The sequence below is a fragment of the Microbulbifer sp. MLAF003 genome (genome assembly GCF_030012965.1).
GTDB lineage: Bacteria > Pseudomonadota > Gammaproteobacteria > Pseudomonadales > Cellvibrionaceae > Microbulbifer > Microbulbifer variabilis.
Genome location: NZ_CP120232.1, coordinates 4,457,464 through 4,471,390, shown reverse-complemented (window position 1 = coordinate 4,471,390; position 13,927 = coordinate 4,457,464). Strand labels below are relative to the sequence as shown.

Annotated in this window: 10 protein-coding genes; 5 read left to right on the top strand and 5 right to left on the bottom strand. The window is 53.2% G+C overall.

The window, feature by feature from the left end; translation table 11 throughout:
* A complete protein-coding gene (gene cysE / locus P3339_RS21400; RefSeq protein WP_245556646.1) occupies positions 1-828 on the top strand; it encodes a serine O-acetyltransferase in 828 nt (275 codons plus the stop codon).
* An 81-nt stretch (positions 829-909) separates the two neighbouring features.
* Positions 910-1,710, top strand: a complete 801-nt coding sequence (locus tag P3339_RS21395; protein WP_020411602.1) for a GNAT family N-acetyltransferase — start codon at positions 910-912, stop codon at positions 1,708-1,710.
* 37 nt (positions 1,711-1,747) lie between these two features.
* Here the strand turns inward: P3339_RS21395 and epmA are convergent, their stop codons facing one another.
* The 4 genes from epmA to P3339_RS21375 all read right to left on the bottom strand — a co-directional run bounded on the left by epmA (position 1,748) and on the right by P3339_RS21375 (position 5,278).
* Positions 1,748-2,701: an EF-P lysine aminoacylase EpmA gene (epmA, locus tag P3339_RS21390; RefSeq protein WP_020411601.1), complete on the bottom strand. Its 954-nt coding sequence runs from the start codon at positions 2,699-2,701 to the stop codon at positions 1,748-1,750.
* Between the two features lie 53 nt (positions 2,702-2,754).
* A complete protein-coding gene (gene efp, locus P3339_RS21385; RefSeq protein ID WP_282951832.1) occupies positions 2,755-3,324 on the bottom strand; it encodes an elongation factor P in 570 nt (189 codons plus the stop codon).
* A gap of 281 nt (positions 3,325-3,605) precedes the next feature.
* Complete coding sequence (locus P3339_RS21380; RefSeq protein WP_282951831.1) at positions 3,606-4,400, bottom strand: aldolase; 795 nt, start codon at positions 4,398-4,400, stop codon at positions 3,606-3,608.
* Between the two features lie 167 nt (positions 4,401-4,567).
* The gene (locus P3339_RS21375) at positions 4,568-5,278 is read right to left on the bottom strand and encodes an iron-containing redox enzyme family protein (RefSeq protein WP_020411598.1); all 711 of its coding nucleotides are present in this window, start codon (positions 5,276-5,278) and stop codon (positions 4,568-4,570) included.
* A gap of 676 nt (positions 5,279-5,954) precedes the next feature.
* Here P3339_RS21375 and epmB point away from each other — a divergent pair.
* Entirely contained in the window at positions 5,955-6,995 is a 1,041-nt protein-coding gene (epmB, locus tag P3339_RS21370) for an EF-P beta-lysylation protein EpmB (protein WP_020411596.1), read from the top strand.
* Between the two features lie 342 nt (positions 6,996-7,337).
* Positions 7,338-9,425 (top strand): EAL domain-containing response regulator, encoded by a 2,088-nt coding sequence (locus P3339_RS21365; RefSeq protein ID WP_282951830.1) that lies wholly within the window; start codon positions 7,338-7,340, stop codon positions 9,423-9,425.
* 81 nt (positions 9,426-9,506) lie between these two features.
* Here P3339_RS21365 and P3339_RS21360 read toward each other — a convergent pair whose 3' ends face one another.
* Positions 9,507-11,168 (bottom strand): alkaline phosphatase D family protein, encoded by a 1,662-nt coding sequence (locus P3339_RS21360; RefSeq protein ID WP_282951829.1) that lies wholly within the window; start codon positions 11,166-11,168, stop codon positions 9,507-9,509.
* 311 nt (positions 11,169-11,479) lie between these two features.
* Between P3339_RS21360 and P3339_RS21355 the strand changes: the two genes are divergently transcribed.
* Positions 11,480-13,423, top strand: a complete 1,944-nt coding sequence (locus P3339_RS21355; protein WP_020411593.1) for a M1 family metallopeptidase — start codon at positions 11,480-11,482, stop codon at positions 13,421-13,423.
* The last annotated feature ends 504 nt before the right edge of the window (positions 13,424-13,927 follow it).

Genomic DNA, 13,927 nt, shown 5'->3' with positions numbered 1-13,927 from the left:
ATGGAAAAACCCGCAATGAATGTCACCTGCGCAGAGGCAAAGACGGACCTGTTATGGGAAAGAATTCGTACTGAAGTAGCGCAGCAAGTAGAGCAGGAGCCCATTCTCGCCAGCTTTCTGCATGCCACTATTCTCAATCACAGCTCTCTGGAGGCGGCGCTTAGCTTTCACCTGGCCAATAAACTGGATAACGCTGTAGCACCAGCATTGTTGATCCGCGAAGTGATCGATGAGGCCCTGGAGGCGGACCCAAGTATTGGTCACGCTGCCCGCGCAGACCTGAATGCTATTTACTTGCGTGACTCTGCCTGTAACTCCCTTTTTGAGCCCTTTTTATATTTCAAGGGCTTCCACGCGCTGCAGGTATACCGGGTGGCACATTGGTTGTGGAAACAGCAGCGCCGCTCACTGGCATTATTTCTACAACATCGGGTATCTGTAGTTTTCAGTGTGGATATTCACCCCGCAGCTAAGGTGGGAGAGGGGATATTATTGGATCACGCGACCGGTATTGTTATCGGTGAAACCGCAGTGGTGGAGAATAATGTCTCCATTATGCAGTCGGTGACCCTGGGTGGCACTGGTAAAGAGAGTGGCGATCGCCATCCGAAAATCCGCTGTGGCGTCCTGATTGGCGCTGGTAGCAAAGTACTTGGCAATATTGAAGTGGGTGAATGTGCCCAGGTGGCCTCCGGCAGTGTGGTACTAAAACCGGTCCCGGAAAAGACACTGGTGGCTGGGGTACCTGCCAAGGTTCAGGGGCCGGCAACTTGTGCCCAGCCGGCTATGTCCATGGATCAATGCGCCCTTTCACAAGTGGAAAAGTAGCGATTGTTACTCCGTTTGTATTGAAACAACGGGGTAACTTCTTCCCAAGGGAAACGGATAAATGGAACTATCCTTGTACCCATGAAATACAGTCTCAGCGCCAAAAACCTCGTCTGTCGAAACCTCGAGAACCACGCCAGCTATTGTGCGGGCTTACTCAATCCAAATCACACCAAGGAAATCACCGGAATAGTGCGCAGCGACAGTGGTCTACTGTCGGGTCGTCTCAACCAGGTGGTCTCAAATTCGGTAATGCCACCGCGTATACTGCAACGGTTTGCGCTGGATTATTTTGCTGAGCGCCACAGTCCTTTTACCCTTTGGCACAGTGCCTCCAAGCCTCAGGATGACAGTGCCTTGGCAGAAATGGGTTTGCAGCGCAGGCAGTCGCAAGTGGCTATGGCGGCAGAGATCCAGCGCCTCAGCCCGGATGCTGCGGCAGGGGCAGATGAAAATGAAAAATTGGTGATATCCCCCGTAAAAAAAGAGGATCTCGCCAGCTATGCAGAAGTACAGGCGGCTGGGTGTGGCAGCGTCCAGGAAGGGGCGCAGCTGAAAAAGTTTTATCGGGCGTTGGTAGATATACCTGAACAGAAACGTGCGCGGCTCAAGTTTGTTCTCGCGCGCTTGGAGGGTACCCCAGTGGCGGCGGGCTGCCTGTTTGCCTCCGCCGATGCATTGGGTCTTTATGACCTCGTTACGTTAGAGGCATACCGGAGCCGTGGAATCGGCCGTGCACTCTTTCGTCACTTGCTTCAGCAGGCCCAGGCCAGCCACCATCGCAGCCTGGTGGCACTTGCGCCGGCGAATAAACAGCAATTGCCTCTGGATTGTGGTTTTTTTGCTGTGGGCGAAGTAGCCCGCTATGTTTACTCTCCCTAACTTACTGTACACGTTAGTGAGTAGGTATCAGTAGAATTTAGGCGCGCTCTATGGGGAAGGCGATGACATCCTCGATAGAGTCATAGCCTCCTGCCAGCATCAACAGGCGGTCCACCCCTAAAGCCACACCTGCACATTCGGGCATGCCCTCTTGCATGGCAGAAACCAGGCGTTCTTCAAACGGGTTTGCAATGCGGTTATGGGCCCTTCGGTAGGCCAAGTCTGCCTCGAAACGACGTAGCTGTTCGGTGCTGTCGGTCAACTCCCAGTAGCCGTTTGCCAATTCCAGCCCTCCGACATAGGCCTCAAAGCGACGCGCGACCGGAATGCCCTGTTCGTCTGGAATCACTTTGGCGAGTGCGGCCTGGTCAGCGGGGAAGTCGAAGAGCAGGGTAATACCCTCGCCCATGGCGGGCTCCAGGCGATGACTCATCAGTAGATCGAGGCATTCGGCACGCTCGACAGGGGTAAAGGACAACTCCACTTCCCGTTCGACACAGGCGATCAACTCTCTGTCGCTGGCGCTGTGGGGGTCCAGTTGTAGTTCACGCTGAAAAAGCGCGCGATAACTGAGGGATTGCACCTGGGAAATACCCAGTACCTTGCGGAGTAAGTCTGCTACCTCATCCATCAGGCGGTGGTCATCCCAACCGCAGCGGTACCACTCCAGCATGGTAAATTCCGGATTGTGGCGGCTACCTGCCTCGCCCTGACGAAAGGCTTTGCCCAAGTAGTAGCAGTCGCCAATGCCTGCGGCCAGCAGCCGTTTTAAGCCGAACTCCGGGCTGGTGGCGAGGTAGGCGGGAGAGCCAATACACAGGGCACTGATAGATTCGATGTGTGGATCGCTGGTAGCGCGGCGTGATAGCACCGGTACGTCCGCCTCCAAAATCTGGCGTTGGGTAAAAAAGTGGCGGATCTTTGCTAGAAGCGAGGCGCGTTGGCGCAGGGCTTTAATGGTGGCGCTGGGGCGCCATAGGTCAGTAGTCATTGAAGTGGCTCAGGCAGTGGGCGGCCGGGTGGCCGCCCACAGGGAAGGAAAAATCAGTCTTCTTTGGCGCGGCCCAGATATTCGCCGGTGCGCGTGTCCACTTTGATGGTTTCGCCAATCTCCAGGAACAGGGGCACCTTAACTACGGCGCCGGTAGCCAGGGTAGCGGGCTTGGTGCCACCCTGGGCGGTATCACCGCGCAGGCCAGGGTCGGTGTCAGTGATTTCAAGGATCACATGATTGGGGGTTACTGCCAGCGGTACACCGTTGTAAAGGGTCACAGTGCAAATATCCTGTTCCTTGAGCCACTTAGCTGCATCCCCCACGGCATCTGTACTGGCCTGGTGCTGTTCGAAAGTTTCTGGCTCCATGAAATGGTAGAACTCTCCATCGTTGTAGAGGTATTCCATTTCGCGATCCATTACATCCGCGCTTTCCAGGCTCTCGCCGGAGCGGAAGGTACGTTCCCAAACTCGTCCGGTCTTCAGGTTGCGCAGTTTTACGCGGTTAAATGCCTGGCCCTTGCCAGGTTTTACGAACTCGTTTTCCACGATAGAGCAGGGGTCGCCGTCCAGCATTACCTTGAGGCCGCCCTTAAATTCGTTGGTGGAGTAACTAGCCATAGCAAATAGAGCCCTTATAAGTCGTTTATCTATATGATTTTTAACGAGTTTTTCTTCCCGTTCAGGACGGGTAGCTCTGTTGGCTGCCGCCAAATCTGATAGCTGCGAGCGACTCGTTCGGCCCCGGCGCAAAGAATTCACCGGCAGCCCTGAAAAGATGGGGCGAGATTATACAGGAGGGGGCGCCTTGAACGAAGCGCTACGGCTGGGCCTAGTGGTAGATTTGAAGCAGTCCGCGAACCGCAAGGCTTGCGGACTGAAGAGGGTGACAGGAGTGTGTATCAGCTCAGGGGGTTATCGCTGGTGTTATCAATGTACCGCAGCAGGCGCCTGGCGTAATAGGCAAAGGTTGCCTGGCTGCGCTTTTCCTGCAGTATCCAATCGTGAGCCTCGCGGCCCAACTCCGGCGCTATGTCCTGAATGGTACCTGCAGATTCCGCCAGCATCTGCAGCTGGGCGGCACGCTCGCATTGCAGGGCCATGGAGCAGGCTTCCTCCACCGAGCGACATGCGATGATCAGACCATGGTGGGCAAGGAGAATGGCACGTTTGTCCCCTATTGCCTCCGCAATAATTTCGCCTTCGTTGTTTCCTACCGGTACGCCGGGCCACTCTTTGAGGAAAGCGATATCCTCATACAACATGCAGGCGTCCATATGGGAAATTTTCAGTGGACGCTCCAGCATGGACAGTGCGGAAATATGAATTGGGTGGGAATGCACAATACACTTTACATCCGGCCTTGCTCGGTAAATCCAAGTATGAAAACGGTTAGCGGGGTTAGCCATCCCTTCACCGGACAGGACATCAAGGTCTTCGTTGACTTCGAGCAGGTTGGATGCGGTAATTTCATCAAAGCCTAAGCCAAGGCGCTGGGTATAGTAATTGCCCGGGGTTTCTGCGCGGGCTGTAATTTGCCCTGCCAAACCGGAATCGTGCCCATGAGTAAATAAAATGCGGCAGGTAAGTGCAAGCTTCTCCCGCAGGGACCATTGGGGCATGTCCAAGTGTAGTTTCATGGATTTGCTGGCGCGCTCAATAAGCTCGCGTTTTTGCATGGATAGTGTTTCAGCCATGTTGTACTCCAATGCTGATAGCATAGGATTTCGAGGGGCACTGTCTTGCAGAATGCCTCTAGAAAAATCCCATTTTGAATTTATCGCAACAGGTGTGGGGTTAGTGCTATTGCCTTCACATCCTTGTGCAGTGCCCAGCTACTTTTTAGTTGCTGGGCACACACGGCTTAGGCAGGGATTGCCTGGACTTGCTCTGGGGTCATGGCGTGGTAGGCAGTTTCGATCGAGTCAAAAAACTGCTGGCGGGCTTGTACCAGGCGGCGGCCTGCATCCAGCATAACGTCGAGTTGCGAGGCATCCTGACTGCCGATCTCGATCATAATGTCACGAATGGTTTCTGCATGACCATCATCACATTCAATGTGCAGCAAGAAGAAGGTGAGATGTTTGTCAGCGATACCACAGGAGCGGAAGCCGGCAACAATATCGCTGTACAGATCCGGTACCAAGGCTTCGGCTCCCAGACACAGTGCGCCTAGACCGGAGCTTGCACGCAGGTCGCGACAGTGCTGGAACATAGTGTCTATCAAATATTGAGTGCCCGGCAGCATTTCCGCATTTTCCAGGCTCAAGCCAAAATGCTCGAGGGTTTCACGGTAAATTTCTGCATGTGGCTTGGGGCTGTCCGGCTCCAGGCCAAGCTCCTCCATCAGGTTTTCTGCCAGTTCGTGAACCTCTTTATTACTGGGGAGATTTGCCATCATCGCACACAGGTAACGCACGAAGTAACTACTGTAAATTCCCTGTTGTACCAGGAAAATTTTCAGCTCTTCTATGGTTACAGAGCCATCGCGGCAGCGCTTGAGGAAAGGATGAGCGCGGGTCTGCTCAATCAGTAAATCTTTATTTGCCTCAAGTAATTCGAGCTGCATTTCCATCGAATTTTTCCTTTTTGTAATTCCATTTTTCTGCAGGGCTAGGTTATTACCCCGATTTAATTTTTATTGAAATTCGAGTGCACTGAATTCAAGAAAGACAAGGTTATTATTGCTTTGTCTTTGGTTAAATTAACACCGTATTAACCCTGTTGGGAATGGGGGAATTATGAAGAATTTCCTAAAGAAATTTGTACGAAAAGTAATATTTTCAATTTGATAGTTATTTTTTTACTAAGCGTGTTTCTTTATTCAAGGATAATTCTTTGTTCTCTCGGGCGGTGAAGTTGCCGCTTCGCTTCCAGGCCAAGCCCATAGGGACCTGCTGGGGCGAACCGTATTGCTACTACTGTTTTCACAAGCCGTTTGGCGCTAGTTTATTCTTCAATTTTTTTTTACTGTTTTTGTGATGAAGTTGAATAGACAATAGTTGGAAAATATACGGATAAACTCTTGCGTTGGGCTTGCTTCATAGGGTTCAGGTCGAGCTTTTCGGCCTGGATCGATATTTGTTGGTTTGCAGTGTGCGTGACTATATGGTTCTGATCCTCTTGCTTTGATGATATTTGGCTTCGAGCCAGGCTTATTCGGGCATGCATCGCAGAGTTGCCCGGACTGTAGTCCGCTTCTGGTACAATTGCCTCACCTCTAGTGTTTTCCCTAATGCCTGCGTAACCCTATGGCGAATCCATCACCTATCGACAGCAAACTGATCGGCACTCGTGAGTCCCGCCGCTGGCAGGATGATTTATCTGATGTGGTCACTGATCCTGCCGAGCTAATCCGGTTGTTGCAATTGGATCCAGCCCAATTACCCGAAGCCCTGAATGCTAGTAGCCAGTTTTCCTTGCGCGTGCCGCGTCCATTTATCAAGCGTATGCGACCTGCTGACCCGAAAGATCCATTACTTCTGCAGGTTTTACCCGGTGCTGCAGAGTTGGAAACAGTGGTGGGGTTTAGTGCAGACCCTCTTCAGGAGGCTGAGGCAAACCCTCTGCCCGGAGTGGTGCATAAGTATCACGGTCGCCTGCTGCTAATTACTGCGGGGCAATGTGCGGTGAATTGTCGTTACTGTTTTCGCCGCGAATTTCCCTACAGTGAGAACCACCTGAATCGAAAGCAGTGGTCGGCGGCTCTGGATTATGTGCGTGCACATACGGAGTTGCGAGAAGTGATTTTAAGCGGTGGTGATCCTTTGGTGATCAATGATCGCCAGCTCTCTTGGCTAAGTAATGAGCTGGTGCAGATAGCACATCTGGATAAACTGCGCATTCACACCCGCTTACCAATAGTGGCGCCGAGCCGTATCACCGACGAAATGCTGTCCTGGTTTACTGGCTCACGCCTGAAGCCGGTATTGGTTCTGCACTGTAATCACGCCAACGAAATTGATGATGAGGTACGTAACGCACTTTCTTGTCTTCGCGCTGCTGGAGTCACATTGCTGAATCAAGCGGTACTGTTGCGTGGTATCAATGATAGTTGTGCAGCCCTGGAAGGCCTTAGCGAAACACTGTTTGACGCGGGCGTGTTGCCTTATTACCTGCACCAGTTAGATAGGGTCAAGGGTGCGGCGCATTTTGAAGTGAGTGATAGCAGGGCGTTGCAAATAATTGAAGAACTACGTCATCGATTGCCTGGATACTTGGTACCGAAATTGGTGCGGGAAATCCCCGGTGTACCCTCCAAAACACCCATAGAATTATCTGAAAGCAACTAGAAAATACAGAAGGTTATTCCTCTATAAAGTACCAGGATTAAAGTGCTGTAAAAATAGCGTTAAATTGATCTAGGCTAAATGTACCGACTCGCCTATCTATATAGTTGCCGCCGGCCTCTGGGCTCGTCTTAGGCTGTAGGTTGAAAGAAATAAGGTTTCCAGAGCCAATTAGTGATTACTAATTAGCAGATGATAATTCTAAGGCGTGCATTTACGACAGGGAGATTTGTGTGACTTGAGTCACGCGTACCACCCCGATGTGGCCTTGTATGCCACTACAGGAGGCCCCTAAACTTACCGCATGCGGTAGCGGTACGCTGCCCTGAATAAATAGAGCAAAAAATGAGTAGCAACGACACTATCCGACTTCTCCTGATTCACGATATGCCCTCCGAGGCGCAGCGCTTGGTCAGCATGCTGCACAACGCGGGTCGACCCAACCGGGCTCAGCATGTTGCCAGTGAAGCGGTCTTTACTCGCTTGGTACAGGATAAAACCTGGGACCTTGTGATCGCCGCAGAGGGTAGCACCCAGATTCCGCCGGCAGTGGCGCTACGCACCATCAGTAAGCTGCAAAAAGATATACCGGTTATCCTGTTGACTGAACGCAGTGGTTCCCAGCCAATTGTGGAGGGGTTAAAACAGGGCGCACGGGATGTGGTGACAGTAGATGAGGACCAGCACCTTCTGCTGGTGATTCAGCGAGAGATGCTCGCCTTGGATAACCGTCGCCAGGCACGCCTGCATGATCGTCGTTACCACGCAACTCTCGGTCGTGCCAAAGAGCTTCTGGACAGTTCCAAGGATGCAATAGCCTATGTATCCGATGGGCTAATCGTTTATGCCAATGACTCTTTCGCCGAGCGCTTTGGCTATGAAAGTGGTGAGGATGTTGAGTACCAGCCACTGATCGACATGCTGGCTGAAAATGAGCAGGGAGGCGCACGGGATTTTCTCAAGCGCTGTGCGATCGATAACAATGAAGTGGAAGCTAAGGAGTGGAAGTTTACTGCTCGAACCGTTGCAGGTGATCCGTTACCCACTCGCGCGGAGGTACTCAGTACTACTTACGAAGAGGAGCGCTGCCTGCAAGTGCGCATCGCCATGCGCAAGGGCGACACTGAGCAATTGGAAGCCCAACTCAGTGATATTAAAAACCGCGACCCGCTAACTGGCCTGTTTAATCGACAGCACTTTTTATCGTTACTCGACTCCACGATTAAATCTGCAGCGGACTCCCATCGCACCGGTGGCCTGATGTTTATCCAGGTGGATCGTTTTGCCGAGGAGGTGCAAAAGACCGTAGGCGTTGCAGGTGCAGACGCACTGCAGAAAGCCATGGCTGAACTGCTACAGGGATGCCAGCGAAGCGGTGATACCCTGGCGCATTATAGTGATGACAGCTTCTGCCTGTTGAGCCCGGATACCACGCCGGACAGTATTGAGCAGCGCGCGCGCGATATCCTGAAGAAAATTTCCGATACCATTTTTGACGCTGCAGGCAAAACCCAGCAGGTTACTGCCTCTATTGGAATATCCCTGCTAAGCGAGGCCTCCAGTGGTTCACAGCAGGTGCTCGAGCAGGCGCAGGTGGCTCATAAGCAAGCTCTGGGAGAGGAGAGGCAGGGTGGCAATTTCGTCCTGTATGAGCCGGATACCGAAAGTGACGCTGATGCTGATACTTACCACCGCGCTCGGGTGGTACAGGCCCTGGAGGCGGGAAACCTAAAGCTTTTATTCCAGCCGATCCTGAGCCTGCAGGGCACCGGGGAGCAAATGTATGAAGTGCTGGTGCGTATGCTCGATGACAAGGAAGAACTGGCACCACTGGCGTTCCTACAGGAATTGGGCGACGCTGGTCTTTCCGCCAAGATGGACCGCTGGGTGATTCTTACCGCGATTAAGGCTGCCGCTGCGGCTCGCGCTAAGGGTAAGGATGTATCGCTGATGCTGCATATGACCACAGCTTCCCTGCTCGATACGAGTTTGCCTGCCTGGCTGGGGGTGGCTTTCAAGGCTGCCAAAGTTCCGCCAAGCACGGTGATTTTCCAGTTGCGCCAGGAGGACATCACCAGCAACCTGCACGCAGCGCGTGATTTCACTACCCAGGTACAGCAGCTCGGTTGCCGCGTGGCTGTGTGCCACTTCGGTACCGGCTTGAACCCCTTCAAAGCTCTGGAGCATGTAAAGGTGGATATGGCCAAGGTAGATCCGTCGTTTGTGCGTGAAGTTCAGGACGAGGGAGAGAGCAGCGAATCTTTAGCCGGGCTGGTACAGCGTTTGGGTGAGGCAGAGACCAAGGTGATTGTGCCTCATATCGAGCAGGCCAGCATGTTACCCACCCTGTGGCAAACCGGTACCGATTATATTCAGGGCTACTATGTGCAGGCTCCGGCGGAGGAAATGAGTTTCGACTTTAGTCTGGATTAATTTCCGCAAGCCTATATCTGTAAGAAAAGCGCGTTTCCCATCGGGTTACGCGCTTTTTTTACAGGACCTAGCTCTGTGAGGTCATACGTTGTAGCGGTTGCGCAGGGCAGCGATAGCATTGCGGGCCAGGGCGCCATACTCAGGCGCAGGCGCCGGTGCATTCTCCGGGGCTGTGCTCTCGCTCCAAGCGCGTTGTACGTGGTTTTGGCCGGCCTTCTGCTTGTACATCCTCGCCAGGCTAGCGTTGTAGCTCTTACTGGTGACGGTATCCACATGGTACCAGTGGGCCTTGGCACGGGAGTGGGAAACATCCATCAGCAAATAGCCGCGCTGGGTGACATTGACCCACTTTAAGTGCGGAATTAATCCGTCCATGGCGATCGCGGCTACGTCAGTTAGATGTGACTTATCGAGGAAGCTGGAGGTTACGCCGGGAGTTACAAACTCTCCCCCGAGAGCACCGCGACCGGTAAGGCGTCCGTATTCGAGAATGCTGAATGGGTTGCTGGCCAAGTCCCAGGCCCAGGAACTGTGAATATCTCCGGTGAGCACAAAGAAGTTTTCGATGTTGTTGTTGGCAATGTGATCGAATAATCGAGTACGGGAGGCGGTATAACCATCCCACTGATCCATGTTAATGGAGAAATCCTTGGCCAGGGTGAGCTGCGCCATCATCACCTGTTGTCCGAGTACCCGCCAGCGTACACCGTCCGATTGAGATTGGGTGAGGCCGCGGTACAACCATTCTTCCTGCTGTCGGCCGAGTAAGCTGCGCTCTGGATTGTCGGCTGTTTTCTGGTCAAACCAGTTGGCCTGTTCATCCCTTGCGGCGATGCGGGTATCCAGCATCATCAGGTCCATCAGGTTTCCGTAACGGAAACTGCGATAAATGGCTCTATCCCCAAATACGTCCAGAATGCCGTTGTCGCGGATGGGCATCCACTCGAAGTAGGCCTTATTTGCCACTGAGCGACGCACATACCAGTCACCTTCGCCATCTTGGGGATCGTGGTTTTCTGCCCCACCGGCCCAGGCATTGTTTGTGGTTTCGTGATCGTCCCAAACACAAATAAACGGGTGTTGGCGATGGGCTTCCTGCAAGTCGGGGTCGGAACGATACTGGGCGTAGCGCAGGCGATAATCCTGGATATCCACCATTTCCTTCGCGGGGATAGGTTCGCGTCCAAGCCCGGTGCCGGTGCCAAAGCCGCCGGGGCCGTATTCATAGATGTAGTCACCCAGGTGCAGTACCACATCCAAATCGGGACGTTGAGCGATTTCACGGTAGACGTTGAAAAAGCCCATTGGATAGTTGGAGCAGCTGGTTACTGCAAAACGCAGGCGGTCCACATGACCTACAGGCAGGGTCCTGGTTCGCCCTACAGGAGAGTCCATGCTGTTGGAATAAAAACGGTAGTAGTAAGTTGTCCCAGGCTGCAGGCCACTGGCATCCACCTTGATGGTGTAGTCCACTTCGGGGCCGGTCATGCCGTTGCCGCTGTTCACTACCAGCGCCATTTCCGGGTCCAGGGCGATTTGCCAGCTATAGGGCACCATGGACTGGAATAAAGGGTCTTCCGATGGGGTAATCCTGGTCCAGAGAATCACGCGATCGGCCAGGGGATCACCGCTGGCAACGCCGTGCTGGAAAGGCTGCTGGCCGGAGCCGTAGGCCTTAAGAAGTGGCAGGGATGCCAGGCTGGCGCTGGAAAATTGCAGAAATCGCCTCCGGGACAAAGACATAGTGCTCTCCTTTTTATGTGCTTGTTATAAAGGACACGCAGTCTGTCTTCGAAAGGTGAACGCTTTGTTAATTTCCAGTCAGATTTTTTCTGAAGCAGCTCAATTAGTCGGTAAATTCGTCCGCAGCGAGCTAAAGTGAGACTTTTGTCTATTTTGAAGGCATTAAAAAGTATGACTGTCGGCTTGAGGATGCTTTGGGGGATGATCTTAGGGCTGTTACCGCCGTCGATTAACTCCCTATCATTCCGCATCTGTGCACTCTCGGGTATGCTGTGTCGCGATTAAAAACAGAATACCCTGGGAGTAGATCCATGTTGCCCCGCTTACTTTGCACCAGCCTGATTGTCGGCGGCCTCGCCGTAGCCGGCGGGTGCTCAAAGACCGAGCCGTCTAAAGTCGAAGCTGAGAGTGCAAGCGCGTCGGTAAAAGCAGCCGCCGTGATTGAAAAGAAAAGTGCCGCTGAGAAGGCGCCTGAATCCGGTGTGGATTACCACTCCTTTGCCAACAGTAATGACTACCAGGTACAGCACCTGGATCTGGACCTGACTGTAGACTTCTCCCGCAAGGTTCTCGAGGGCGAAGCCCAGCTGGACTTCAAGCGCCTCAACGACAAGAACCTGCCGATGGTGCTCGACACCCGCGAGCTGGAAGTGGTTTCTGTAGCAGCCAATGGTGCGCCGGTGAAATTCTCCATGGGCGAGAAAGACGGTCACCTGGGCACCCCGCTGAATATTGAGTTGCCGGAAGATGCCAACAGCATCACCATCCGCTATCGCACAGTCCCTGGCGCCTCTGGCGTACAGTGGCTTGAGCCTCAACAGACGGCGGGCAAGAAGCACCCGTTCTTGTTCACTCAGGCCCAGGCGATCCATGCGCGTAGCTTTATTCCGCTGCAGGACTCCCCGAAAGTTCGTATCACTTACAAGGCGACCGTTCGTACCCCGAAAGAACTGCGCGCGGTGATGAGTGCGAACAATGACCCGCAGGCGGCCAAAGATGGCGTTTACGAGTTCGAAATGCCCCAGCGCATTCCCTCCTACCTGATCGCCCTGGCGGTTGGCGACCTGCAATTCAAACCCATGGGCAAGCGCACTGGTGTCTACGCCGAACCCTCCATGTTGGAATCTGCAGCGGCGGAGTTCGCCGATACCGAATCCATGCTGGAGGTGACCGAGAAGGTTTACGGCCCCTATCATTGGGACCGCTATGACCTGCTGATCCTGCCGCCCAGCTTCCCCTTTGGCGGTATGGAAAACCCGCGTCTGAGCTTTATCACTCCAACCGTAATCGCCGGTGACAAAAGCCTGGTGGCCCTGATCGCCCACGAATTGGCCCATTCCTGGTCCGGCAATCTGGTGACCAATGCCAGCTGGCGCGACTTATGGCTGAACGAGGGCTTCACTACTTACCTGACCAACCGCATCATGCAGTTTGTCTATGGTGACGAGCGTTACCAGATGGAAATGGCCCTGGGTTATGACGATCTGCAAGCGGACCTCGCGGACAAAGAGCCCCGCGATGAGATTATGGCGATCGACCTGCGCGGCCGTGATCCCGATGAAGTGTTCTCCAATATTCCCTACGAGAAAGGTTCACTGTTCCTGTATGAGCTGGAGCAGAAAGTAGGCCGCGAAGCGTTTGACCGCTTCCTGATGGAGTACTTCAACCACTTCTCCTTCCAGAGCATCACCACTGAGGACTTCGTTAAGTACCTCGACAAGACCCTGCTGGTTGAGCACGCCGATAAACTGGATCGCGAGCGGATTCACCAGTGGATCTTCGAGCCGGGTATTCCCGAAGGTGCACCGCACCCGCAGTCCGATGCCTTCAGCAAGTTGGACCCGGTGCGTCAGCAATGGTTGGACGGCAAATTGGCGGCGAAGGATATCGATACCAAAGGCTGGACCTTCCATCAGTGGAAGTATTTCCTCGACGGTATGCCTGAGAAGCTGACGGAAGCGCAGTTGAAAGAACTGGACAGCGCCTTTGGCCTGACCAAATCCCGCAATAACGAAGTGGCCTTCAGCTGGCTGATGATTGCTGTGCGCAATGACTATGAGCCGGCCTTCGATCGTTTGGAGAGCTTCCTCACCAGCATCGGCCGCAACAAGTTCCTGCGCCCGCTGTATCGCAATATGGTTGAGTCTGGTAAACAGGATGTGGCTGCACGCATTTTCGAGCGCGCCAAGGTGGGGTATCACCCGCTGACGGTGAAAGTGAACAGCCTGGTAATTTACGGTAAGAAAGAGGGCTAGATCGACCTTCGTCGCTTGTGCGATTTTGGTGCTGTGCACCGAAATCGCCGCCCTTTATACCGATTGGGGCCAGCGCAACACTGGCTACCACCAAGTTTTCCCTGGTTTTTTATCTGCATCTTCCCGTTTTTACTCTTCCCAAAGATTAACCAAATAAATCCGCTAAAAAGGCTTTTGGGTACCGTTTGAGCGGCGGGCAATACTAAAAAATGCCTGTGTAATCTCTTGTGTAGCAAAGCTGAACGAATTGGTACAAAAAGAAGATTTTCACGTCAATTTTCTGGCATAAAAATCATTAAACTGCTGTTCAAAGTGGAACCCTTTGCGTACCCTGCTGCTCGAATAAAAATCCATTAAGGCAAAGGGAGGTACCTATGTACAGACGGATTTTAATGCTGGCTTTTCTCAGTTTTTTGGCCGTTGGCTGTGAGTATGAGCCGAGCGCCTGTTCTGATAACAGGCCGAATTCATTTCCCTTCCCACATGCAATGACCTGACTTTTCC

Coding starts and splice junctions, on each gene's coding strand:
- P3339_RS21380 (WP_282951831.1), bottom strand. CDS start 4,400: ATGGCTGAAACACTATCCATGCAAAAACGCGAGCTTATTGAGCGCGCC.
- epmB (WP_020411596.1), top strand. CDS start 5,955: ATGGCGAATCCATCACCTATCGACAGCAAACTGATCGGCACTCGTGAG.
- epmA (WP_020411601.1), bottom strand. CDS start 2,701: ATGACTACTGACCTATGGCGCCCCAGCGCCACCATTAAAGCCCTGCGC.
- P3339_RS21360 (WP_282951829.1), bottom strand. CDS start 11,168: ATGTCTTTGTCCCGGAGGCGATTTCTGCAATTTTCCAGCGCCAGCCTG.
- P3339_RS21355 (WP_020411593.1), top strand. CDS start 11,480: ATGTTGCCCCGCTTACTTTGCACCAGCCTGATTGTCGGCGGCCTCGCC.
- P3339_RS21365 (WP_282951830.1), top strand. CDS start 7,338: ATGAGTAGCAACGACACTATCCGACTTCTCCTGATTCACGATATGCCC.
- P3339_RS21395 (WP_020411602.1), top strand. CDS start 910: ATGAAATACAGTCTCAGCGCCAAAAACCTCGTCTGTCGAAACCTCGAG.
- cysE (WP_245556646.1), top strand. CDS start 1: ATGGAAAAACCCGCAATGAATGTCACCTGCGCAGAGGCAAAGACGGAC.
- efp (WP_282951832.1), bottom strand. CDS start 3,324: ATGGCTAGTTACTCCACCAACGAATTTAAGGGCGGCCTCAAGGTAATG.
- P3339_RS21375 (WP_020411598.1), bottom strand. CDS start 5,278: ATGGAAATGCAGCTCGAATTACTTGAGGCAAATAAAGATTTACTGATT.